This window comes from Acidimicrobiales bacterium (assembly GCA_022452145.1).
Lineage (GTDB): Bacteria > Actinomycetota > Acidimicrobiia > Acidimicrobiales > MedAcidi-G1 > UBA9410.
In genome coordinates, this window is sequence record JAKURY010000002.1 from 49,014 (window position 1) to 71,953 (window position 22,940).

Annotated in this window: 23 protein-coding genes, 4 tRNA genes and 2 pseudogenes; 27 read left to right on the plus strand and 2 right to left on the minus strand. The window is 67.9% G+C overall.

What is annotated here, in order from left to right; all coding sequences use genetic code 11:
* Positions 1–7 precede the first annotated feature (7 nt).
* From MK177_00420 to MK177_00495, 16 genes and pseudogenes are all read left to right on the plus strand, one after another.
* Positions 8–1,480, plus strand: coding sequence for an NADH-quinone oxidoreductase subunit N (locus MK177_00420; GenBank protein ID MCH2425784.1), 1,473 nt, complete (start codon positions 8–10; stop codon positions 1,478–1,480).
* 140 nt (positions 1,481–1,620) lie between these two features.
* Positions 1,621–1,986, plus strand: coding sequence for an NADH-quinone oxidoreductase subunit A (gene ndhC / locus MK177_00425; GenBank protein MCH2425785.1), 366 nt, complete (start codon positions 1,621–1,623; stop codon positions 1,984–1,986).
* A gap of 77 nt (positions 1,987–2,063) precedes the next feature.
* Positions 2,064–2,507 (plus strand): annotated as a pseudogene (locus MK177_00430) (NADH-quinone oxidoreductase subunit B).
* Positions 2,508–2,520: 13 nt separating this feature from the next.
* Positions 2,521–3,183 (plus strand): NADH-quinone oxidoreductase subunit C, encoded by a 663-nt coding sequence (locus MK177_00435; GenBank protein ID MCH2425786.1) that lies wholly within the window; start codon positions 2,521–2,523, stop codon positions 3,181–3,183.
* Positions 3,180–4,352 (plus strand): NADH-quinone oxidoreductase subunit D 1, encoded by a 1,173-nt coding sequence (locus MK177_00440; protein MCH2425787.1) that lies wholly within the window; start codon positions 3,180–3,182, stop codon positions 4,350–4,352. Before MK177_00435 ends, MK177_00440 begins: the two co-directional genes overlap by 4 nt.
* Entirely contained in the window at positions 4,349–5,389 is a 1,041-nt protein-coding gene (locus MK177_00445) for an NADH-quinone oxidoreductase subunit H (protein MCH2425788.1), read from the plus strand. Before MK177_00440 ends, MK177_00445 begins: the two co-directional genes overlap by 4 nt.
* Positions 5,389–5,898, plus strand: a complete 510-nt coding sequence (locus MK177_00450) for a 4Fe-4S dicluster domain-containing protein (protein ID MCH2425789.1) — start codon at positions 5,389–5,391, stop codon at positions 5,896–5,898. Before MK177_00445 ends, MK177_00450 begins: the two co-directional genes overlap by 1 nt.
* The gene (locus MK177_00455; GenBank protein MCH2425790.1) at positions 5,895–6,440 is read left to right on the plus strand and encodes an NADH-quinone oxidoreductase subunit J; all 546 of its coding nucleotides are present in this window, start codon (positions 5,895–5,897) and stop codon (positions 6,438–6,440) included. Before MK177_00450 ends, MK177_00455 begins: the two co-directional genes overlap by 4 nt.
* Position 6,441: 1 nt before the next feature.
* Complete coding sequence (gene nuoK / locus MK177_00460) at positions 6,442–6,741, plus strand: NADH-quinone oxidoreductase subunit NuoK (protein MCH2425791.1); 300 nt, start codon at positions 6,442–6,444, stop codon at positions 6,739–6,741.
* A 4-nt stretch (positions 6,742–6,745) separates the two neighbouring features.
* A complete protein-coding gene (locus tag MK177_00465; protein MCH2425792.1) occupies positions 6,746–9,013 on the plus strand; it encodes an NADH-quinone oxidoreductase subunit L in 2,268 nt (755 codons plus the stop codon).
* Between the two features lie 11 nt (positions 9,014–9,024).
* A complete protein-coding gene (locus MK177_00470; protein ID MCH2425793.1) occupies positions 9,025–10,668 on the plus strand; it encodes an NADH-quinone oxidoreductase subunit M in 1,644 nt (547 codons plus the stop codon).
* Positions 10,669–10,671: 3 nt separating this feature from the next.
* Positions 10,672–12,180, plus strand: a complete 1,509-nt coding sequence (locus MK177_00475) for an NADH-quinone oxidoreductase subunit N (GenBank protein ID MCH2425794.1) — start codon at positions 10,672–10,674, stop codon at positions 12,178–12,180.
* Between the two features lie 73 nt (positions 12,181–12,253).
* Positions 12,254–13,261, plus strand: coding sequence for an SAM-dependent methyltransferase (locus MK177_00480; protein ID MCH2425795.1), 1,008 nt, complete (start codon positions 12,254–12,256; stop codon positions 13,259–13,261).
* Positions 13,262–13,321: 60 nt separating this feature from the next.
* On the plus strand, positions 13,322–15,316 hold the full coding sequence (gene acs / locus MK177_00485) for an acetate--CoA ligase (GenBank protein MCH2425796.1): 1,995 nt from the start codon (positions 13,322–13,324) through the stop codon (positions 15,314–15,316).
* 21 nt (positions 15,317–15,337) lie between these two features.
* Entirely contained in the window at positions 15,338–15,802 is a 465-nt protein-coding gene (locus tag MK177_00490) for a hypothetical protein (GenBank protein MCH2425797.1), read from the plus strand.
* A 94-nt stretch (positions 15,803–15,896) separates the two neighbouring features.
* Complete coding sequence (locus MK177_00495; GenBank protein MCH2425798.1) at positions 15,897–16,781, plus strand: M48 family metalloprotease; 885 nt, start codon at positions 15,897–15,899, stop codon at positions 16,779–16,781.
* Between the two features lie 30 nt (positions 16,782–16,811).
* Here MK177_00495 and MK177_00500 read toward each other — a convergent pair whose 3' ends face one another.
* On the minus strand, positions 16,812–17,300 hold the full coding sequence (locus MK177_00500) for a YajQ family cyclic di-GMP-binding protein (GenBank protein MCH2425799.1): 489 nt from the start codon (positions 17,298–17,300) through the stop codon (positions 16,812–16,814).
* A gap of 143 nt (positions 17,301–17,443) precedes the next feature.
* Here MK177_00500 and MK177_00505 point away from each other — a divergent pair.
* A tRNA-Tyr gene (locus MK177_00505) sits at positions 17,444–17,525 on the plus strand.
* A 90-nt stretch (positions 17,526–17,615) separates the two neighbouring features.
* Here MK177_00505 and MK177_00510 read toward each other — a convergent pair.
* The gene (locus MK177_00510) at positions 17,616–18,107 is read right to left on the minus strand and encodes a GNAT family N-acetyltransferase (protein ID MCH2425800.1); all 492 of its coding nucleotides are present in this window, start codon (positions 18,105–18,107) and stop codon (positions 17,616–17,618) included.
* Positions 18,108–18,239: 132 nt separating this feature from the next.
* On the opposite strand from MK177_00510, the gene MK177_00515 reads away from it, so the two are divergent.
* The 10 genes and pseudogenes from MK177_00515 to rplL all read left to right on the plus strand — a co-directional run bounded on the left by MK177_00515 (position 18,240) and on the right by rplL (position 22,801).
* Positions 18,240–18,312, plus strand: a tRNA-Thr gene (locus tag MK177_00515).
* Positions 18,313–18,316: 4 nt separating this feature from the next.
* Positions 18,317–18,390 (plus strand) — tRNA-Met (locus MK177_00520).
* A gap of 76 nt (positions 18,391–18,466) precedes the next feature.
* The gene (rpmG, locus tag MK177_00525; GenBank protein ID MCH2425801.1) at positions 18,467–18,628 is read left to right on the plus strand and encodes a 50S ribosomal protein L33; all 162 of its coding nucleotides are present in this window, start codon (positions 18,467–18,469) and stop codon (positions 18,626–18,628) included.
* 103 nt (positions 18,629–18,731) lie between these two features.
* A tRNA-Trp gene (locus MK177_00530) sits at positions 18,732–18,804 on the plus strand.
* A gap of 106 nt (positions 18,805–18,910) precedes the next feature.
* Positions 18,911–19,201 (plus strand): preprotein translocase subunit SecE, encoded by a 291-nt coding sequence (secE, locus tag MK177_00535; GenBank protein ID MCH2425802.1) that lies wholly within the window; start codon positions 18,911–18,913, stop codon positions 19,199–19,201.
* Positions 19,201–20,028 (plus strand): transcription termination/antitermination protein NusG, encoded by an 828-nt coding sequence (nusG, locus tag MK177_00540; protein MCH2425803.1) that lies wholly within the window; start codon positions 19,201–19,203, stop codon positions 20,026–20,028. The genes secE and nusG overlap by 1 nt, the downstream gene beginning before the upstream one ends.
* 149 nt (positions 20,029–20,177) lie before the next feature.
* A complete protein-coding gene (gene rplK / locus MK177_00545) occupies positions 20,178–20,603 on the plus strand; it encodes a 50S ribosomal protein L11 (GenBank protein MCH2425804.1) in 426 nt (141 codons plus the stop codon).
* 125 nt (positions 20,604–20,728) lie between these two features.
* Positions 20,729–21,424, plus strand: a complete 696-nt coding sequence (gene rplA / locus MK177_00550; GenBank protein ID MCH2425805.1) for a 50S ribosomal protein L1 — start codon at positions 20,729–20,731, stop codon at positions 21,422–21,424.
* Positions 21,425–21,725: 301 nt separating this feature from the next.
* Positions 21,726–22,217 (plus strand): annotated as a pseudogene (gene rplJ, locus MK177_00555) (50S ribosomal protein L10).
* Between the two features lie 203 nt (positions 22,218–22,420).
* Positions 22,421–22,801, plus strand: a complete 381-nt coding sequence (rplL, locus tag MK177_00560; GenBank protein MCH2425806.1) for a 50S ribosomal protein L7/L12 — start codon at positions 22,421–22,423, stop codon at positions 22,799–22,801.
* Positions 22,802–22,940: the final 139 nt, after the last annotated feature.

Consider the following 22,940-nt stretch of genomic DNA (forward strand, 5'->3'; position numbering starts at 1 on the left):
GCCGGCCATGGCCACCCCCGAGGTCCTCTGGTGGGCTCTCCTGCCCCTCCTGATCCTGTCCGTCGGCGGGTTCCTGCTGCTCACCCTGGCGTCGCTGTTCCGTCGCCTTCCAGAGGCCCTGCCCCAGGCCTGGACCGTGGTCACAGGCCTGGCCGTGCTGGTTGCCACCGTTCCGATGTGGGCGAGCGTGCAGGCCGACGGTCCGCGTTCGTTCCTGGGGGGAATGGTCGCCGTCGATGGTTCCACGGTGCTGGTCACCGCCACCCTCGCTGTGGCCGTGGTGGCCACCGCCCTGCTGGCCCGCCCGTACCTACGGCGCGAGGACCTCCCCGGCGTCGAGCTCTACGTGCTCCTGCTGCTGTCGGCGGCCGGCGGCGTGGTCATGGCATCGGCCGACGACCTGATCGTGCTCTTCCTCGGCCTGGAGATCCTCTCCATCGCCGTATACGTGCTGGCTGCCCTGCACCTGCGGCGCATCGAGTCCCAGGAGGCGGCGCTGAAGTACTTCGTGCTGGGTGCCTTCGCCTCGGCGTTCTTCCTGTACGGCGTGGCCCTGGTCTACGGCGCCACCGGCTCCACGCGCCTGGCCCGCATCAGCGTCCACCTGGCGTCGACAACCCTGGTCGAGGACGGGATGCTGCTGGCCGGCATCGCCCTGCTGCTGGTGGGCCTGGCCTTCAAGGTGGCCGCCGTGCCCTTCCACGCCTGGACCCCCGACGTCTACCAGGGGGCACCCAGCCCCGTGGTCGCCTGGATGGCGGCCGGCGTGAAGACGGCCGCATTCGCCGCGATGCTGCGGGTGCTGGTCGTCACCCTGGGCACGCACGCCTCGGACTGGCGTCCGGCCGTCGCGGCGCTGGCCGCAGCCAGCGTGGTCGTCGGTGCCTGGGTGGCGGTGCTGCAGACCGACGTCAAGCGGATGCTGGCCTACTCCTCGATCGCCCACGCCGGCTTCATCCTGCTAGGGGTGCAGGCGGCCAGCGACCGGGGAACCGCAGCGGTCTACGTGTACCTCGTCGTCTACACCCTCCTGGCCACGGGCAGCTTCGCAGTGGTCACCACGGTGGGCGGTCGGGGCGACGCCGACCACGGCCTGGACGCCTACAGGGGCCTGGCCCGCCGCCAGCCGGTGCTGGCCGGGGCCTTCACCTTGCTACTCCTGGGCCAGGCCGGGGTGCCGTTCACCGGAGGCTTCGTGGCCAAGCTGGGCGTGCTGGCCGCAGCGGTCGAGGGGCGTACCTACTGGTTGGCCATAGTGGCGATGGCGGCAGCCGCGGTGGCGGCCTTCGTATACCTGCGCATCCTCGTCGCCATGTACCTCGAGGACCCCGGAGCCGACTCCATCGACCGCTCCGAGGTGCCCACCGGTGCCAGGGTCGTCGTCGGGGTCGCCTGCCTGGGCGTGCTGGTGGTCGGGGTCGCTCCGGGCCTCCTGCTGGACATCGCCGCCGATGCCGTTCCGGTGCTGGTGGGTGGCTGACGGGTGGTTTGGCGGAGCGCATACGGACGCACCGGTACGGCCTTCGTGAACGTCCGACCGTCCGATAGCCTGCCCGGGACGCCCGGCCGGACAACCCGTCAGTCGTCGCCGGTTCGCTCGACTCGTTAGGTTCTCCGCCCGTGTCCGACTTCCTTCGCAGCTGGCTGGTGGTGGTGGTGTTCGGCGGCCTCGCGGTGCTGCTGGTCTCGGCCTTCCTGGGCCTCGGGAGCCTGCTGCGCCCCGAGCGCGAGACGCCACAGAAGCGGATCACCTACGAGTCAGGCGTCGACCCGTACGGCGACATGTGGAGCCAGTCCAACATCCGGTACTACGTGTTCGCCCTGATGTTCGTGCTGTTCGACGTGGAGGCCGTCTTCATCTTCCCATGGGCCACCCGCCTCGAGGTCTACGACGTCTTCGGCCTGGTCGAGATGGCCATATTCATCTTCATCCTGGCCCTCGGGCTGTTCTACGCCTGGCGCAAGCGCCTGCTGCGGTGGATCTGAGCGGGCGGGGGGTGTAGGAGATGGGTCTGGTCGAGAGCGGCAAACTGCCGAAGCCGCTCACCAAGCTGCTCAACATCAGCCGCAAGTACTCGCTGTGGGTGTACCAGTGGGGTCTGGCGTGCTGCGCCATCGAGATGGGCGCTGCGTTCGCCTCGCCCCGCTACGACGTCATGCGCCTCGGCGTGATCCCGTTCCCGGCCAGCCCGCGCCAGGCCGACCTGGTGGTGATCTCCGGCACGGTGACCGACAAGATGGCTCCGGCCGTGCGACGCCTCTACGAGCAGATGCCGGAGCCCAAGTACGTGATCTCCATGGGCTCGTGCGCGAACTGCGGCGGTCCCTACTGGGACAGCTACTCGGTGACCAAGGGCGTCGACCAGATCATCCCGGTCGACGTGTACGTGCCCGGTTGCCCGCCCCGCCCCGAGGCACTGCTGGAGGGCATCGTGCTGCTCCAGGAGCGCATCGCCACCGAGGACATGACCGAACGCTGGACGGTTGATCCCATTGTCGTCACCTGAGGCCGGCGCCGCCGTGGACTCAGAGGCAGAGGCCCCGCCGGTCGACGAGCGTCGCGACGCGCTCGTCGCCGCGCTGGACGCCGCGCTGGGCGACGGCTTCGTCGAATCCCATGTCGTACCCGGCATCGACGTCTGCGTCCGCGTCACCGCCGAGGCCTGGGTGGACGCCGGCAACGCCCTTCGCGACCGCTGCGCCATGTCGTACTTCAACTTCCTCTCAGCCATCGACTGGATGCCATCGCCGTACGGCCGGGACATGGACGCCCAGGTCGACCTGGAGCCGGCCGTGGATGCCGCCCCGGCCGAGATGGGCTGGGGCCTGACCGGTGGCGAGACCCGGTTCCAGCTGCTGGCACGGGTCCACGACCCGGTCGGCCACCTAGGCGTGACCGTCAAGGCGGACCTGGTCGGCGACCGTCCCGAGGTCGATTCCTGGATTCCTGTGTACCCCGGCGCCAACTGGCACGAGCGAGAGGCGTGGGAGATGTTCGGCATCTCGTTCCGGGGCCACCCCAACCAGGTCCACCTCTACCTTCCGTCCCACTTCGAGGGGAACCCGCTGCGCAAGGACTACCCACTGCTGGCCCGTCGGGTGAAGCCTTGGCCCGGCATCGTTGACGTCGAGCTCATGCCCGGCGGGGACGACGACGCCGACGCCGAGGCGGCAGGGTCGTGACCGCGCTGGGAGATCCCCGCCAACTCGCCTACATCGCAGGCCAGGCCAGCGACGCTCGGGTGAACCTGGAGATCGAGACCGAGGGCATGACCCTCAACATCGGCCCCCAGCACCCGGCCACCCACGGCACGCTGCGCATCGTCGTGAAGCTGGACGGCGAGCGGGTGATGCGGGCCGAGCCGGTAATGGGCTACATGCACCGCGGCTACGAGAAGCTGGCCGAGGTCCGCACGTATCCGCAGGTCACGACGCTGGTCAACCGCATCGACTGGCTGGGCAGCTTCGCCAACGAGGTGCCGTTCATCCTGGCCGCAGAGCAGATCATGGGCGTCGAGGCGCCACCGCGTGCCCAGTGGATCCGCACCGTCCTGTTCGAGCTCTCCAGGATCGCCAACGTCGTCCTGTTCCTGGGCGACATGGGCGTGCAGCTGGGCGCCGTCACCCCTGTGTTCTTTGCCTTCCGCGACCGCGAGTTCGTCCTCAACCAGATAGAGGCGGTCACCGGCGGCCGGTTCCATCCCAACTTCGACCGCATCGGTGGCCTCAAGGACGACATCCCCAAGGGCTGGACCGAAGAGACCAGGGGGGTGCTGGGCCGGATCCGCACGTTCTGCGACGAGATGGAGGACCTGGTCACCGGCAACGAGATCTTCCAGTCCCGTACCCGTGGCATCGGCGTCATCCCGGCCGACCTGGGCCTGTCGTACGGCCTGTCGGGGGCCAACATCCGGGCCAGCGGCGTCGACTGGGATCTGCGTCGGGACGGCGGCATCGGCCTCGTCCACGACCAGCTGGACTGGAAGGTCTGGACGCATCCGGACGGTGACTCGTTCGCCCGCTACTGGGTGCGCCTCCAGGAGGTCCGCGAGGCGTGCAATATGGTCGAGCAGCTCCTGGACGGCATCCCGTCGGGTCCGGTCATGGCCAAGGTGCCGCGCATCATCAAGGTCCCGCCCGGCGAGGCCTACGTGGAGACCGAGAACCCCCTTGGCGTCATGGGCTACTACGTGGTCTCCAAGGGAGACCTGGTCCCGTACCGGGTCAAGATCCGCTCGGCGTCGTTCAACAACATCTCCATCACGCCGTGGTTGCTGGAGGGCACCTACGTCCCCGACGTCGTCTCGATCCTGGCCAGCCTCTACTTCATCCTCGGGGACATCGACCGGTGAGCGACTTCCTGACGCTGGCGGTCGAACTGGCCTGGTGGCAGCAGACCGGCATCCGTGCGGTGGTCGGCCTGGTGGCGGTGCTGCTGCCCGCCGGCACGCTCGTCTACCTCTTCCTGTTCAAGATGATGAGCTTCATGCAGAGCCGGCTGGGCCCCATGGAGGCCGGACCGTACGGTTCGCTGCAGCTGCTGGCCGAGGTCGGCAAGTTCCTCCAGAAGGAGGACATCATCCCCGACAAGGCCGACCGCATCGTCTTCAAGGCGGCGCCCTTCGTGGTGCTCATCTCCACGTTCCTGCTGGTCCTCGTCATCCCGGCCGGGCCGGACGCCTGGTTCATCAACGTGGACACGGGCATCTTCCTAGCGCTGGCCGTCTCCTCGATCTCGGTGATCGGGATCCTGATGGCCGGTTGGGCGTCGTCGTCCAAGTACTCGCTGATGGGTGCCCTGCGGGCCGCCGGCCAGCTGGTTGCGTATGAGCTACCCCTGGTCCTGGCAGTGATGGGCGTGGTCATCCAGGCCGGCACGCTCAACGTCCAGGGCATCGTCATGGCCCAGGCCACCGGCGAGATCTTCGGCTGGGGTGGCATCGGCAACCCATTCATATTCACCCAGTTCCTCGGCTTCGCCATCTTCCTGGTCGCCGTCCAGGCCGAGCTCACCCAGCCGCCGTTCGACATGCCGGTGGCCGAGTCGGAGCTAGTCACCGGCTACCTGACCGAGTACTCCGGCCTCCGGTTCCTGTTGTTCTTCATCGGCGAGTTCGCCACGGCCGGCATCTTCGCGGCGCTGGCCGCCACCCTGTTCCTGGGCGGCTGGTACGTGCCGGGGATCGATCCGACCAGCAACCTGTTCAACGTCATCGGCCCGGCGATCCTGCTCGGCAAGGTGATCCTTGTGGCCTTCCTGATCTTCTGGTTCCGGTTCACCTACCCCCGGTTCCGCGAGGACCAGCTGCAGCAGCTGGCCTGGAAGGTCCTCATCCCGCTGTCGCTTGCCAACATCGTCGTCACCGGCGTGCTGAAGGTGGTCTTCTGATGCCTACGACCCCGAAGATCCCCGGCCTGGTCAAGGGCCTCGGCGTCACCCTCAAGACGATGCTGCGCACCCTCATCAAGGGGTCGCACACCGTCCAGTACCCGAGGGTCAAGGAGGCGCCGTCGCCACGGTCCCGCGGCGTGATCACCCTCCACGTGGAGAACTGCACGTCCTGCATGCTGTGCGTCCGTGAGTGCCCGGACTGGTGCATCTACATCGAGGGCCACAAGTACAAGGCGCCACCCCGCCGGCCGGGGGGCAAGCCGCGCCTCAAGAACGCCCTGGACCGCTTCGACATCGACTACGCCCTGTGCATGTACTGCGGCATCTGCGTCGAGGTCTGCCCGTTCGAGGCCCTCTTCTGGTCGCCTGAGTTCGAGTACTCGGAGCCCAGGATCGCCGACCTGCTCCACGACAAGTCGAAGCTCAGCCAGTGGATGGAGACCGTCCCGGACTTCCAGGACTACGAGTCTGGCAGCGAGGCCAAGAAGCCGAAGGTGCCGCGTTGAGCATCCTGGCCGCTCTGGGGGAAATGGACCGCCTATCGGGCGGCGAGGTCCTCGTGGCCCAGAACGTGGCCTTTGCCATCATGGCCGTCACCATGGTTGCCAGTGCCCTTCGCATGGTGACAACCCGCAACGTGGTCCACGCCGCCCTGTACCTGGTGGTGGTGCTGGCAGGGGTGGCGGGCCTGTTCATCCTGCTGGGCGCCGAGTTCGTCGGCGTGACGCAGGTGCTGGTCTACATCGGGGCCATCGTCGTGCTGTTCCTGTTCGGCATCATGCTCACGAAGGGGTCCTTCGGCGACGACGATGGCGTGACCGGCGAGGGGCGCCTCATGGCAGGCCTGGTCGGGCTGCTTGTGTTCGCCGTGACGGCCGCCGCCCTGGTCGACTCGTTCGCCGACGCCGAGCTCTCCCGGGCCGCTCCGTCAACCACGGCCGAGGTCGCCGACAGCATCTTCAGCGCCTACATCGTTCCCTTCGAGGCCGTGTCGGTCCTCCTGCTGGCCGCCCTCATCGGCTCCATAGTCGTGGCAAGGAGGGACTGACGTGCTACTGAACCAGTTCCTGCTGTTGTCCGCCGTCCTGTTCGCGATCGGTGTCTACGGCGTGCTGGCCCGTCGCAACGGCGTGCTGGTGCTCATGTCGATAGAGCTGATCCTGAACGCGGTCAACATCAACCTGGTGGCCTTCGGGGCGTTCCGGGCCACCGTGGGAGGCGAGGTCTTCGCCCTCTTCGTGATCGCCGTGGCCGCCGCCGAGGTCGGGGTGGGGTTGGCCATGGTGCTGCTGCTCTACCGCAGCAGTCGGAGCATCGACCTGACCCGTATAGACCGGTTGAGGGGCTGAGCCGATGAACGACCTCCTCCTCCTCGCTTCCACGTCTGCCGATGCCGGCCTCCCACTCGGGATCACACTCGGCGGTAGCTGGCTGCTCCGCAACGTGTGGCTGATCCCGCTGCTGCCCACCCTCTCGTTCCTGGGCATCCTCTTCTTCGGAAAGCGCATGCCCCGGGGCGGTTCCGAGTTGGGCATCGCCGCGGTGGGCATAGCCTTCGTGCTGGCCCTGCTGACCGGCGTCGCCTGGGTGGACCACCGCGACTCCCCCCATGACGAGGAGGTCCACGTGGCGGTCATCGTCGTGGACGACCACGGCGTCGGACACGCAGACGAATCCGCCGAGGGCCACGGCGGCGGCCACCCCTCGTTGGCAGTGCAACGCACTGCCACCTGGTTCCAGGCTGGCGGCATGGCGTTCACGGTCGGCACCCTCGTCGACGGGCTGGCGGTGATGATGCTCCTCGTCGTCACCATCGTTTCGCTGCTCGTGCACGTGTACTCCACCGAGTATGTGCGCGGCGACCGTCGGTACACCCACTTCTTCGCCTTCCTGTCGCTGTTCAGCGCCTCGATGCTCCTGTTGGTGGTGTCGGAGAACACCCTGCAGCTGCTCTGCGCCTGGGAGCTGGTCGGCGTCTGCTCGTTCGTCCTGATCGGGCACTGGTGGGAGGAGAAGCCCAACAGCGATGCGGCGCTGAAGGCCTTCCTCACCAACCGGGTGGGCGACATGGGCCTGCTGGTAGGAGTGAGCGTCCTGTTCTTCGCCGTCGGCTCGGCCCTACCCGACCGGTTCGGCTCGTTCTCCATCGCCGAGACGAACGCCCTGGCGAACAGCGGCACCCTGTCGCACACGGCGCTGCTCGTGGCCTCGTGTGGCCTGATGGCCGCAGTCATGTCGAAGTCGGGCCAGTTCTTCCTGCACACCTGGCTGCCCGACGCCATGGCCGGCCCGACGCCGGTATCGGCGCTCATCCACGCCGCCACCATGGTCGTGGCCGGCGTGTTCATGATCGCCCGCATGTACGGCGTGTTCTTCGAGGGCTTCCAGATAGGTGGCAGCTCGATCAACCTGATGGCCTTCATCGGCGGCCTCACCACCATCGTCGGCGCCTGCTTGGCATTCGTGCAGCGCGACATCAAGAAGGTGCTTGCCTACTCGACGATCTCCCAGCTCGGCTACATGGTGATGGCCCTCGGCGTGGGCGCCTGGACGGCGGCCGTGTTCCACCTGTTCACCCACGCCTTCTTCAAGGCATGCCTGTTCCTGGGCTCGGGCTCGGTAGCCCACGCCGTGCACGGCTTCGACATGAAGTCCGACATGGGTGGCCTCCGCAAGCGCATGCCGCACACCTACCGGACCTTCATGATCGGCACCATCGCCCTGGCCGGCCTGCCGCCGCTGGCCGGCTTCTGGTCCAAGGACGAGATCCTGGTCGGGACCGGCGGCTGGGGCCTGCTGGGCGGGACCGGCGGCAACGGCGCCTACACCCTGATGCTGGGCATGGGCATGCTCACGGCGGCGCTGACCGCCGCCTACATGACCCGCTGCGTGTACCTGACCTTCTTCGGCGAGTTCCGGGGCCACGGCGAACCCCACGAGTCCGGCCGGCTCATAACCGTGCCGTTGTGGATCCTGGCCGGCCTGGCCATCGTCGCTGGCTTCCTGAACCTGCCCACGGGCTTCCAGCTGGCCCCCGGGTCACTGCAGGAACGGTTCGGCCACTACGTGGAGCCGGTGGCCGGCTACTTCCCGGCCATCTCCCACGCCACGCCCAGCTGGTCGTTGGCCATCGTCTCGACGCTGGTCGTGGTCGGCGGCATCGCGGCGGCCGGGTACTACTACTTCGTGAAGGTGGAGGCGGCCTCGGAGGCCGCCGGCATCAGCCTCACAGAGTTGTCCGACGGACCCACCACGAGGTACCAGCTGGCCAGGGCGGGGCTCACCCTGCTGGACAACAGGTACTACCTCGACCACCTCTACAACGGGGTGGTGGCCGACGGCACCAAGGGGCCCGTGGCCCGCCTGGCATATCGCATCGACCAGCAGGTGATCGACCGTACGGTCGACGTGGTCGGCCAGACCGCCGTGAAGGCGGGCACCGTCGTCTACGACAAGGTCGACCAGCTGGTGGTCGACGGGGCGGTCAACGCCACGGGCCTCGCCTCATCCGGGATGGGTGAGGAACTCCGAAAGGTCAACTCCGGCAAGGTCCAGAGCTACGCGGCAATCCTGTTCGCGGCAGCGACGGTCCTGGCCGGCCTTCTGATCGTCATCGTCTAGGAGACGCCGACATGGAAAATCTGCTCGACGGCTGGGGCATCACGCTCGCCACCTTCTCACCGCTCGCCGGTGTGGCGGTCATGATGCTGATTCCAAGGGAGCGCGAGGACCGGCACAGGCTGATCGCGCTGGTCACCTCGTTGTGGGTGGCGTTCGTGGGCGTGCTGCTGCTCATCTGGTTCGACCTGGGCCACACCGGCCAGCTGCAGTTTGTGGTCGACAAGCCGTGGATAGACGTGATCTCCAGCAGGTACCTGGTGGGCATTGACGGCATGTCCCTGCCGCTGATCCTGCTGACCATGCTGATCGTGCCGATGTGCATCATCTACAGCTGGAACCACTTCCCGGACCCGGTGAACCCGAAGGCCTTCCTGATCCTGATCCTGATTCTTGAGACTGGGATGATCGGCACCTTCGTGGCCCAGGACCTGGTGCTCTTCTTCGTGTTCTTCGAGGTCGTGCTCCTGCCGATGTTCTTCATGATCGCCGTATGGGGTGGCGAGGACCGCCGCTACGCGTCCCTGAAGTTCTTCCTGTACACCCTCTTCGGTTCGGCTCTCATGCTGGTCAGCTTCCTGGCCCTGTTCTTCCTGACCGGCGCCGACACGTTCTCCTTCGCCGGCCTGGCCGACGCGGTGGCCGCCGGTGGGGTGTCCGGCACCGCCCAGCTCTGGATCTTCGGTGGCATGTTCCTGGGCTTCGCCATCAAGGTGCCGATGTTCCCGTTCCACACCTGGCTGCCCGACGCCCACACCCAGGCGCCGACGGTCGGCTCGGTCATCCTGGCCGCCGTGCTCCTGAAGCTCGGCACCTACGGCTTCGTGCGCATCGCCATCCCGATCCTGCCTGATGCCGCCGTGGCATGGGCGCCCTGGATCGGTCTGCTGGCCGTGGTGGGCATCATCTACGGAGCCCTCGGGTGCCTGGCTCAGACCGACATGAAGCGCCTGATCGCCTTCTCCTCGGTAGCCCACATGGGCTTCGTGATGCTGGGCATCGCCACGCTGACCGACTTCGGCATCAACGCGGCGATCATGGGCATGGTCGCCCACGGCCTCATAACCGGGATGCTCTTCTTCCTCGCCGGCTCGGTGAAGGAGCGGTTCCACACGCTCGAGATCAGCCGCCTGGGTGGCCTGCTGGTACAGGCGCCGCGCATGGGATGGATCTTCGGGTTCTGCGTCATGGCCTCGCTCGGCCTCCCCGGCCTGGCCGGCTTCTGGGGCGAGTTCCCCGCGATCCTGTCGGCCTACCAGCCGGCCAACGGCGTGCCCGTGGAGATCTTCAGGATCTTCATGGTGGTCGCAGCTCTGGGTACCGTGCTTGCCGCTGGCTACCTGCTCTGGCTGCTCCAGAGGGTGGCGTTCGGCACCCCGCCGGAGGAGTTCGTCGACGACCCGCACATCACCGACACCACGAGGTACGAGTGGATCTCCTGGGCTCCGCTGCTGGCCCTCATCGTGGCCATCGGCGTCTACCCGAACCTGGTCTTCCGCCTCACCGACGGTGCGGTCGACGCCTCGCTGAACGAGTGCCTGAGGGTGGACGAGCGCGTTCTGACGGCCGACGAGGTCGAGGCGCTGGGTTGCAGTGACGTCTACGACCTCGGTGGTGGCGGCTCCGACGCGCCCGTCGAGCACGCGGCCGGGAACTAGCCCGTGGGCCTCGACCTCCTCACCCTCGCCTTCGTGCGACCGGCGATCGACTGGCACGCCATCGCGCCCGAACTCGTGCTGCTCACGGTCGGCTGCCTCATCACGTTGGTGGACATCGTCTTCCTGGAGAAGGCCCGTCCGTTCACCGCGGCGTTGGCCGGACTCGGCTTGCTGGCTACGGCGGTGCCGCTGCTCACGCTGGCCGTGGACGGCACCGACAGGGTCATGTTCGACGGGGCCTACGTGGTCGACGAGTTCTCGCTGGTCATGAAGGCCCTGTTCCTGCTGGCCGGCTACGTCGTCGTCCTGCTGTCGACCAACTACGTGGCCGAGGGCGACTACTGGGAGAACGAGTACTACGGCCTGCTGCTGGCCTCGCTCATGGGCATGGTCATGATGGCCTCGGCCCGCGACCTCGTCTCTATCTTCGTGGCCCTCGAGTTGCTGTCCATCCCGGCCTACCTTCTGGTGGCCTGGCGCAAGCGTGACCTCCATTCCACCGAAGCCGGCCTGAAGTACTACCTGATGGGCGTGTTCGCCTCTGCGGTGATGCTCTACGGCATGTCGCTGCTCTACGGGGTGGGCGGATCCACCCTGCTGGCCGACATCGGCTCCTCGCTCGCCGCCGCTGGTACCTCGAACGCCGTGGTAACGATGGGCATCGTTTTCGTGGTGGCCGGCTTCGCCTTCAAGGTCTCCGCCGTGCCGTTCCACACCTGGGCCCCCGACGTGTACGAGGGTGCTCCCACGCCGGTGACGGCGTTCCTGTCCGTGGCCTCCAAGGCGGCCGGCTTCGTTGCCCTGCTGGCGCTGGTGTTCGTGGGCTTCTACGCCCGCAGCGAGGTCTGGGAGCCGCTGGTTTGGATCCTGGCCGCCCTGTCGATGACCGTCGGCAACCTGGTGGCCCTCCGCCAGACCAACGTGGTGAGGTTGATGGCCTACTCGGGCATCGCCCAGACCGGCTTCATGATCGCCCCGCTGGCCGTCGCCGGACACGGCCTGGCCAACGGCGACCAGGCCCTGTCGGCCGTCGTCACCTACCTGGTCATCTACACCGCCATGAACCTGGGCGCCTTCACCGTGATAATCGCCCTGGCCCGGCGGACTGGCTCGGCCGACGTCACCTCGTTCGCAGGGGCCTTCCAGTTCGCTCCTGGCCTGACCGTCGCAATGTCCATCTTCCTGTTCTCGCTGGCCGGCATCCCGCCGCTGGGCGGATGGTTCGCCAAGTTCGAGGTGTTCCGTGTGCTGGCCACGGCCGGTGAGCCTTGGGGCTACGTGCTGGCCGTCGTCGGTGCCGTCAACTCGGTGATAGCCCTCTACTACTACGCCTCCCTGGCCCGCCGCATGTGGGCCGACGACCCGGTCGACGGCGACCTGGGCCCGGTCCCGGTCACCCCCTCGCTCGTATCGGCGCTGACGCTCTGCGGCGTGGTCACCCTGGCCTTCGGCGTGGCGCCACAGCTCGTGGCCCGCTTCACCGACGTCAGCCTGCTGGCCCTCGGGGGCTGACGTCACCTACGGGCAGCCGGCCGAGCGCCCGCTGGCCGATCGCCTGGCGGAGCGGATCCGTGCCTCGGGCCCCGTGGCGTTCGACGCCTGGGTGGAGGCCTGCCTGTACGACCCCTTCGGGGGCTTCTACGCATCCGGGGGAGCGGCCGGTCGGCGGGGTGACTTCCTCACCTCGCCCGAGGTGGGTCCTCTGTTCGGGGCGGTGATGGCGCGCTGGCTTGACGCACGATGGGAGGCCCTCGGCCGGCCGGACGGGTTCACGGTGGTCGAAGCGGCCGCCGGGGCGGGCACGTTGGCCCGCAGCGTCGTGGCTGCAGGCCCGGCGTGCCTGGTGACGGGAAGGTACGTGATGGTCGAGCGCAGCCCCGCCCTCCGTCAGCGGCAGCCGACCGGTGCCGGGCTGTCGTCGCTGGCCGGCCTGGAGGGCCTGGGCGCCGAGGCCGACCACCGGCTGGTCGGCGTGGTGATGGCCAACGAACTGCTCGACAACCTGGCCTTCGGCCTGCTCAAGGCCGTGAACGGAGCGTGGCACGAGGTCCTGGTGGACGTGGAAGGGGCCGTGGTGGATCGCCCGACGTTCTGCGAGGTGCTCGGCGACGCCGTGGACCCTCCGGTCGACGTACCGGCGCTGCACGGTGCCCGCATCCCGGTGCAGGCTGAGGCCGCGCGCTGGGTGGACGATGCCCGTTCGGTGCTGTCGGCGGGATCGGTGCTGGTCGTGGACTACGCATCCACCACCCCGGAGTTGGCGGCACGTCCGACCACAGACTGGCTGCGTACCTTCCGGGGACACCAGCGGGGAGGGGCGGCGGTCGAGGCCCCCGGTACCCAGGACGTGACCGTGGAGGTGGCCGTCGACCAGCTGCCGCCGGGGGCGGCTGCCACCACCCAGGCCGCGTTCCTGCGCGCCCACGGCATCGACGATCTCGTGGCCGACGGCCGTCGCCTATGGGCGGAGCGGGCCGGCCTAGGCGACCTCGGGGCACTGCTGGCCAGAAGCAGGATCGCCGAGGCCGATGCCCTGCTGGACGCGGGCGGCCTGGGCGGGTTCATCGCCCTGGAGTGGTGCGTCGGCTCCTGATACGCACAGGTCGGCTGACTAGGGTCCGGTCCCGGACCAGATCCGGCCAGGGGGCGACCGTTGAACGAACCGACCATCGAGGACTACTACGTCGAGGACCGTACGTTCCCGCCCTCGCCCACCTTCAGGGCAGCCGCGCTGCTGGGCGACGCCTCCCACCACGAGGAGGCCGCCGCCGACTACGAGGCCTTCTGGGCCCGGCAGGCCCGCGAGCTGTTGAGCTGGGACGAGGACTTCCACACCACGCTGGACTGGGACCTGCCGTACGCCGAGTGGTTCGTGGGCGGGAAGCTGAACCTGTCGGCCAACTGCCTGGACCGGCACGTGGAAGCCGGCCTGGGCGACCGCATCGCCTACTTCTGGGAGGGTGAGCCGGGCGACACCCGGGAGATCACATACGCTCAACTCCTGGACGAGGTCTGCCGCTTCGCCAACGTGCTGCGGGGCCTGGGCCTGCAGAAGGGCGACCGGGTGGCCATCTACATGCCGATGATCCCCGAACTCCCGGTGGCCATGCTGGCCTGCACCCGGATCGGGGTGGCCCACAGCGTCATCTTCGGCGGCTTCTCGCCCGACTCCATCGTGGACCGCTGCGAGGACGCCGAGGCGCGCCTGATCATCACGGCCGACGCCGGCTACCGCCGGGGCGAGCCCTCGGCGCTGAAGGTCAACGTGGACGCCGCCCTGGAGATCGGGGCGGCATCGGTGGAGCACGTGGTGGTCGTTAACCGCTGCGACGTCGACGTCACCATGGTGGGCGGCCGAGACCTCTGGTGGCACGACCTGGTCGCCGACGCCCTGCCCGACTGTCCGGCCGAGCCGATGGACTCCGAGCAGCTGCTGTACCTGCTCTACACCTCGGGCACCACGGCCAAGCCCAAGGGCATCATGCACACGACCGGCGGCTACCTCACGCAGGTGGCCTACACCCACCGCTACACCTTCGACCTGCGGCCCGACGAGGACGTCTACTGGTGCGCGGCCGACATCGGCTGGGTGACTGGCCACAGCTACATCGTTTATGGCCCGCTCGCCAACGGGTGCACCTCGGTGATGTACGAGGGCACACCGGACACGCCGCGGCCGGAGTTCCGCACCGGTGAAAGGGCGTCGTGGCCCAGGGACCGGCTGTGGGACATCATCGAGCGGTACGGGGTGACCCAGCTGTACACCGCACCCACGGCCATCCGGACGTTCATGAAGTGGGGGACCGTTGACGCGGCGGCCCACGACCTGTCGTCGCTACGGGTGCTGGGCACGGTCGGCGAGCCGATCAACCCCGAGGCGTGGATGTGGTACCACACCCACATCGGTGGGTCGTCCTGCCCGATAGTGGACACCTGGTGGCAGACCGAGACCGGAGGGCACATGATCTCGCCGCTGCCCGGGGTCACAACCACCAAGCCGGGGTCGGCCTGCCAGACGATTCCCGGGGTGTTCGCCGAACTGGTCGACGATGCCGGCGCACCGGTTGCCCGGGGTGGCGGTTACCTCACCATCACCAGGCCGTGGCCGGCGATGCTGCGCGGCATCTGGGGCGATCCGGAGCGCTACATGGACACCTACTGGTCCCGTTTCGAGGGTCGCTACTTCGCCGGCGACGGGGCAAAGGTGGACGAGGACGGCTACCTGTGGCTGCTGGGTCGGGTGGACGACGTCATGAACGTGTCGGGGCACCGCATCTCGACCGCAGAGGTGGAGTCGGCCCTTGTAGATCACCCGGCTGTGGCCGAGGCGGCCGTGGTCGGTGCCTCCGACGACACCACCGGCCAGGCCATCGTGGGCTACGTGATTCTGCGCGGTACCCACCAGGCGTCACCCGAGTTGGGCGAGGAGATCCGGGGCCACGTCGCCACCAAGTTGGGCCCGATTGCCCGACCGAAGGTCGTCTTGCTGGTGCCCGACCTGCCCAAGACGCGCAGTGGAAAGATCATGCGTCGCCTGCTAAGAGACGTGGCCGAGGGTCGCGACCTGGGCGACACCACGACGTTGGCCGACTCCGGGGTGGTCGACGAGATCCGGACCAGGGCTGCCGAGTCACCACAGGAGGACTGAGCCACGTCCACGGTCCACATCGTGGGTGCCCGACCGGTCGTCCTGGGGCCGGCGGTGGTAGTCGACGTCGACGGGGTGCTGTCCGACGCCTCCGGCCGACAGCACCTGCTGGTCGGACCGACCAGGGCGTGGGAGGAGTTCTTCGAGGCGTCGGTCGAGGATCCGCCGATCCCCGAGGGCATCCGCCTCGTGGCGGGGCTGGTGGGCGAGCGCACCATCATCCTCCTGACGGCCCGGCCGGCCCGTCTGGCCGACACCACCGTGGCCTGGCTGGGGCGTCACGGGGTGTCCTGGGACCTGCTGGTCATGCGGGTCGACGGCGACCGGCGGAGTTCCCCTGATGTCAAGCTGGATGCGCTGGACAGGCTGCGGACGGACGGGCACGACGTCCAGCTGGCCGTGGACGACGATCCCCGGAACGTCGAAATGTACCGGCTCGCCGGCGTGCCGACCGTCTACGTGCACTCCGGCTACTACGACCTCTGAGCCGACTCCCGGATCGCCCGGGTGGCGATGCCACGACCGGTTCGACCGGCCCTACGCTGGAGGTTCCGATCGGACGAGGAGCCCACCCTTCCCCATGTTGAACACAGCCAAGACCTTTATTCTCCTGGCCCTCCTCGGAGGCCTGTTCGTCGTTATCGGGGGGGCGCTCCTCGGCTCCGGTGGCCTGGTAATCGGGCTGGTCGTCGGGCTGGTCTTGGTGGGTGCCGGTTACTGGGGCAGCGACCGTCTGGCCATCGCTTCGGCCCGAGCCGTTCCCGCTGAGCCCGCCGATTACCCCGAGTACCACCGGACGATGATCGAGCTGACCAGTGCGGTGGGCCTACCGATGCCCAAGTTGTACGTGTCGCCCAACCCGCAGCCCAACGCCTTCGCCACCGGCCGCAACCCCGACCACGCCGCGGTGGCCATCACCCAGGGGCTGATCGACCACATGGACTGGTACGAGATCCGCGGCGTGCTGGCCCACGAATTGAGCCACATCCGCAACCGGGACATCCTCATCGGATCGGTGGCCGCGGCCATCGGCATGGCCATCACCGTCGTTGCCCACTTGGCTTACTTTGCCGCCATTTTTGGGGGCGGTGGTCGCGGCCGGGGCCGCAATCCGATAGGTGGGTTGGCCATGCTCATCCTGGCCCCCTTAGCGGCGGGGCTCATCCAGGCCGCCATCAGTAAACGCCGCGAGTTCCATGCCGACGCCTCGGCGGCCCGCCTCATGGGCGACGGCGAGCCGTTGGCCCGGGCCCTCGAGAAGCTCGAGGTCGGCTCGGGACGTATTCCCTCCGGGGTGAACCCCAACCAGGCCTCGTCCTACATCGTCAACCCGCTCAAGGCCGAAGCCCGAGGACGGGGTGGGAGCCGGCTGTTCTCCACTCATCCGTCGACCGCCGATCGAGTGGAGCGGTTGCGCGACGGCTCTTGGAATCAGGGGACGGTAGGAGGCGGGCCTATCTCCTGACCCATCGAGGGGTCAGCGCTCCCGCGGTGTTCAGTCCCGGAAGTTGTTGAACTGCAGGGGGATTCCCAGGTCGGCGGCCTTCAGCGCCGCGATGACCTCCTGGAGGGCGTCCCGCTTCTTGCCCGTCACCCGCACCTGGTCACCCTGCGTCTGGGACTGGACGCTCTTCAGACCCAGGTCCTTGATGGTCCGGTTGACCGACCTGGCCCTCTCGGAGTCGATGCCCGCCTGAAGACGGGCGAACTGCCGCGACCGGGCACCGCTGGCCTCCTCCACCTTCCCCCAGTCCAGCGACTTGAGCGACACCTTGCGGCGAACCAGCTTCTCCTCCAGCACCAGTACCAGGGCGGAAAGGCGGTCCTCGGTGGAGGACTCCAACTTGATGGCCCCGTCCTGGAGTTCGACGATCGATTCGGTGCCCTTGAAGTCGAAGCGCGTGTGGACCTCGCGGGAGGCCTGGTCCACGGCGTTGCGGACCTCCTGGAGGTCGATCTTGGAAACGACGTCGAAGCTCGGCATGCGCGCACCCTACCCGGAGGCCCTTGTCGACCCGGAGGCCCTTGTCGACCCGGCGCCGCGCTGCACGACCCAGCCACCAGTCGTAGCGGGCCGTGCTGCTCCGGTGGGGGAGCAGCGGGTGCGTGGGTATCCTCCGGATTCGCGGGTCGGTGCCCGAGTGGCCAAAGGGAACGGGCTGTAAACCCGTCGGCAACGCCTTCGGAGGTTCAAATCCTCCCCGGCCCACGTTGTGATGTCGTTGAGACCCCCGAACCCGAGGTTCGGGGGTCTCTTCACGTCCAGGTCGCCGGTACGGCGAGGCGGCTCAGCGCCCGGTCAGTCGTCGAAGACGACCTGCATGACCGTGACATCCTGCCAGCGGCCGAACTTACGGCCGACCTGGCGCTCGACTCCCACCTCGGTGAATCCGTGCTTGGCGTGTAGGGCCATGCTGGCCGCGTTCCCACCACCGATCCTGGCGATGACCGAGTGGAAGCCGCTGGTCCGACCCACCTCCAGCAGGGCGCCCAGGAGCCGGTCGGCGATGCCGAGGCCCCTGTGCCCGGCACCCACGTAGACCGAGTTCTCGACGGTGCTGCGGTAGGCGGCCCGTTCCCTGTACGACGACAACGAGGCGAAGCCGGCCACCTCTCCGTCCACCTCGGCCACCAGCACGCTGAACGCCCCGGACCGTTCGGCCAGCCACGCGGCCTGGTCCTCCTCGCTGCGCTCCACGATGTCGAAGGTGGCTGCGGAGGACATCACCTCGTGGTTGTAGATGGCCCGGATCGCCTCGGCGTCGGCAGGCACGGCGAGCCGGATCTGCATGGGTCGACGGTACCGTGCCGCCGTCCCGGGACGTGGTGGTCCACCGTGTTCCGGGCTCGTGGCACGGGCCGTGGCGGTGTGAATTCCCGGATCGCGTGGCATCCTTGTGCCCGGTCATCGCAAGGTGGTCGGGCTCCCTTAGCTCAGTCGGCAGAGCGTCTCCATGGTAAGGAGAAGGTCGACAGTTCGATTCTGTCAGGGAGCTCGCTGGCGACGTAGCTCAGCTGGTGAGAGCGCTCGACTCATAATCGAGAGGTCGACAGTTCGAATCTGTCCGTCGCTACAAGCATCGGTACGTCGGTGGCGACCGATGAGGAACAGGGCCCGCCTCGACGGGCCGTCTAAGGAGCGAGGCCGATATGGCATCCGACAAGCGAGTGCATGTCACCCTGGAGTGCCAGGAGTGCAAGCGCAGGAACTACATCACAACCAAGTCCAAGGCGAACACCCGCGAGCGCATCCTGCTCAAGAAGTACTGCCGGTGGTGCAGGAGCCACGTCGACCACAAGGAGACACGCTGAGCGTCCCCATCCGGTTCCTGCCACCACGGGATGCCCCGGCGCCGCTGGTAACCTGCCGCCGTACCGCCCCCCGATTCCGACTCCGGGTCGGAGGTCGGGACCCAGGGCAGTGGCTCAATTGGTAGAGCACCGGTCTCCAAAACCGGCGGTTGGGGGTTCGAGTCCCTCCTGCCCTGCACGACCGGTTCAGGTGCCATGTGTCCTTCGCGGGGCGCGCGTCACCTTGGCCGCCAATAGCCTTACCCACCGTCCGAGAACGCGATCCGAGGCCTGACAATGTCCATGAACCGCGAGCAGAAGCGCATGCTGCAGCGCCAGGGAGAGGTCGACGCCGACGGCGAGCCGATCCGCCAGCGTCGCCAGCAGCAGCAGCGTCCTGCCGAGGAGCGGACCGGGGTAGTCCAGTTCGGCCGGGAGGTCCGGGCCGAACTCCGCAAGGTGGCCTGGCCGTCCCGTTCCGAGACCGGCAACTACACCACGGTCGTGATCATCACCATCATCGCCATCACGCTGGTGGTCGCCAGTCTCGACTGGATCTTCTCCGAATCCGTCCTGGAGTTGTTTGACGTCTGATGAGCACCACCGAAGAACCAGAAGTCACCACCGAGGTGCTGGACGCTGCTTCCGAGCTCCTACCCACCGGCAAGGTCGTGCACGCCGACGAACCCGTCGAGGAACTGCTCGAGGGCGGCCTGACCACCGAGGCGGCGGCCGACCTGCTGCCGACCGGCGATGCCGCGGTAGACGAGACGCCCGCCGAGCCCGAGTCCTCCTCCGCCGATCTCGAGGTGCTCGACGAGGACGACCTCTTCGACGAGGACGCTGAGCCGGCCGTCGAGCGGGAGAGCGCCTTTGACCGCCCGGGCAACTGGTACGTCGTCCATACCCAGTCGGGCTATGAGAAGAAGGTCCGCCAGAACCTCCGGGCCAGGGCAGCGTCGATGCACCTGGAGGATCGGATCCTCGAGGTCGAGATCCCGATGGAGGACGTCGACGAGTTCCGTAACGGCAAGAAGGTCACCATCTCTAAGAAGGTCTTCCCCGGCTACCTGCTGGTGCGCTGCTACCTCGACGACGAGGCCTGGGGCGCCATCCGCGACACGCCGGGCATCGTCAACTTCGTCGGCGCAGGCGGCAAGCCGTCCCGGCTGGGTCGCAGGGAGGTCGAGACGTTCCTCCCAGTGGCCGACGAGTCGCACGACGTGGTGCCCAAACGGTCCAAGGCCCGATTCGGCTACGGCGTGGGCGAGACCGTCAGGGTCAAGGATGGGCCGTTTGCCGACTTCTCCGGTGCCATCGTCGAGATAAACGAGGACCAGCTGAAGGTGAAGGTCCTGGTGAACATCTTCGGTCGGGAGACCCCGGTCGAGTTGGAGTTCGCCCAGGTGGCCCAGTTGTAGGGGTGACCGGCAGCACGGGTGGCGCGGGTTGCCGATCGCGGTGTGCCGCACCAGACTTGGCCGTTCCCCCAATCGATCCCCGGCGGTCGATGCCCCGGACCGACGTACCGGGTCGAAGACCACGAACTACGAGACACGAGTAGAGAACGATGGCAAAGAAGAAGATCCTCACGGTCGTGAAGATCCAGATCCCTGCAGGCCAGGCCTCGCCGGCACCGCCGGTGGGCACCGCCCTGGGCCCGCACGGCGTGGCGATCATGGACTTCTGCAAGGAGTACAACGCCAGGACCGAGGCCAAGCGCGGGCAGATCGTTCCGGTCGAGATCTCCATATACGAGGACAGGTCGTTCACCTTCATCACCAGGACGCCGCCCACCTCGTTCCTCATCCGCCAGGCCGCCGGCCTGGACAAGGCCTCCCAGAACCCTGGCCGTGAAGAGGCGGGGTCGATCACCTGGGACCAGGTGGTCGAGATCGCCGAGGCCAAGATGCCCGACCTGAACGCCATCGACCTCGAGGGCGCCAAGATGCAGGTGGCGGGTACCGCACGGAGCATGGGCATAGCCGTCGGCTGACCGCCGATCGGCTCGCAACCGAAGATCCAGTAGAAGGTCGCCGCCCGATAGGTGGTTCCGGGACAGGGGAGTACCTCGCCCCGCCGGAGGTCACGACCGAGCCGAGGGAGCCAGGAGAAGGCGACATGGGTAGGACGGGAAAGCGCTACGACGACGCGGCGGCCCAGGTGCAACCTGACCAGATGTACTCGGCTTCCGAGGCGCTGGGATTGGCTGCGTCCCTGGCCGGTGCGAAGTTCGACGAGGGCATCGACCTGGTCATCCGGTTGAGCGTCGACCCCCGCAAGTCCGACGAGATGGTGAGGGGCACGGTCGCCCTTCCGGCCGGTACAGGTCGGGACGTCCGGGTGGCCGTGTTCGCCCAGGGCGAGGCCGCCGCGGCGGCCCGCGAGGCCGGCGCAGACCACGTCGGTGCCGAGGAACTGGCCGCCGAGGTGGAGGGCGGCATGATGGACTTCGACGTGGCCATCGCCACGCCGGACATGATGCCGACGGTTGGCAAGCTCGGACGGGCCCTGGGTCCCCGGGGCCTCATGCCCAACCCCAAGTCCGGCACGGTGACCGACGACGTCGCCAAGGCCGTCGGCGAGTTCAAGGGCGGCAAGGTGGAGTTCCGCACCGACCGGTACGGCAACGTCCACATGCCGATCGGAAGGGCCAGCTTCGAGGTATCCGACCTATCGGCCAACCTCACTGCAGCCGTCGAGGAGCTCGAGCGCCTGAAGCCATCGTCGGCCAAGGGCCGGTACCTCAAGAAGGTGTCGGTCTCGTCGACCATGGGTCCCGGCGTCCGGATCGATCCCCAGCGGGTCGGCGAGTAGCAACCAGCCACGTGCCCCGGTCGGGGGCGCGGGTTGTGCCACCGGGCGCCACCGATACCCTGACCACCACAATCGACACGCTCACCGAAGACCTCCGGGTTGCGCCCCGTGCGCAGAACGAGTCACGGCGCCGTCCGATCCCCGGATCACGGCGCCGGTACCGCCCGAGCAGGGGAGTCCTCCTGATCGGAGCCGGGTACTCCCGGCCCTGGTCTCCGGTGCGTGTGGCCGGCTCCGGCCGGTAGCAGCAACAGAGACCAGAGGCGGCAGCCACCGCCCGACCGAAGAAGGAGGTGTGAGCGTGGGAGAACCCCGAGCCGAGAAGCTAGCGGTCGTCGAGGAGGTCCGAGAGAAGTTCTCGGCCAGCGACGCTGCGATCCTGACCGAGTACCGAGGTCTGGACGTTCCGGCCATGGCCGAACTCCGGAAGGCGCTGCGCGAGGCAGGCGGCGAGTACAAGGTGTACAAGAACACCCTGGTCCGCTTCGCCGTCGACGAGTTGGGCCTCGAGGTGGAGGACCTGCTTACCGGCCCCACGGCCATAGCGTTCGTCGGCGAGCAGCCCGACGGTTCCGCCGGGGACCCGGTGGCCCTGGCCAGGGCGCTCAAGGACTTCGCCAAGGCCAACGAGTCGCTGGTGATCAAGGGAGGCGTGCTTGACGAGCAGCGTCTCACCGTCGAGGAGATCCTGGTCCTGGCCGAGATTGCTCCCCGCGAGGAGTTGCTGGCCCGGCTGGCCGGGGCGATGGCCGCCCCGATGCAGCAGTTCGCCGCACTGCTCAACGCCCTGCCCCAGAACCTGGCATACGCGCTGAAGGCCCTCATCGACGAGGGAGGAGCGCCCGGCGCTCCTGCATCCGTAGAGGCGTCCGCCGCCGATGAAGCCGATGCGGAGGTCGCTGACGAGGCGTCCGCCGCCGATGAAGCCGATGCGGAGGTCGCTGACGAGGCGTCCGCCGCCGAGGAAGCCACCGACACTGACAACGAGGAAGAGGAGTGATCATGGCGACGAAAGAGGAGATCCTGGATTCGATTGCCGGGATGAGCGTGCTCGAGCTGAGTGAGCTCCTGAAGGACTTCGAGGAGAAGTTCGGCGTGACCGCAGCGGCTCCGGTGGCCGTGGCGGTTGCCCCGGCTGACGATGCAGGTGGCGAGGAGGAGGAGCAGACCTCCTTCGACGTCGTCCTGACCGCTGCAGGCGACAAGAAGATCCAGGTCATCAAGGAGGTTCGTGCGCTCACCAACCTCGGCCTGAAGGACGCCAAGGACCTGGTCGACGGCGCTCCGCAGACGGTGCTCGAGGGCGCCTCCAAGGAGGACGCCGACAAGGCCAAGGAGTCCCTCGAGGCCGCCGGCGCCAGCGTCGAGCTCAAGTAGCCACTTCGGCGGCCAGACCGCCGAGCACACGGGATCCCCGGGGCGCGCCCCCGGGGATCCCGTCGTTTTCGGGTTGGCCCGGCGACCGGTGGCCCATTACACGATCCAGGTGGTGGAGGCAAGGGTGCCCATGTCGGTT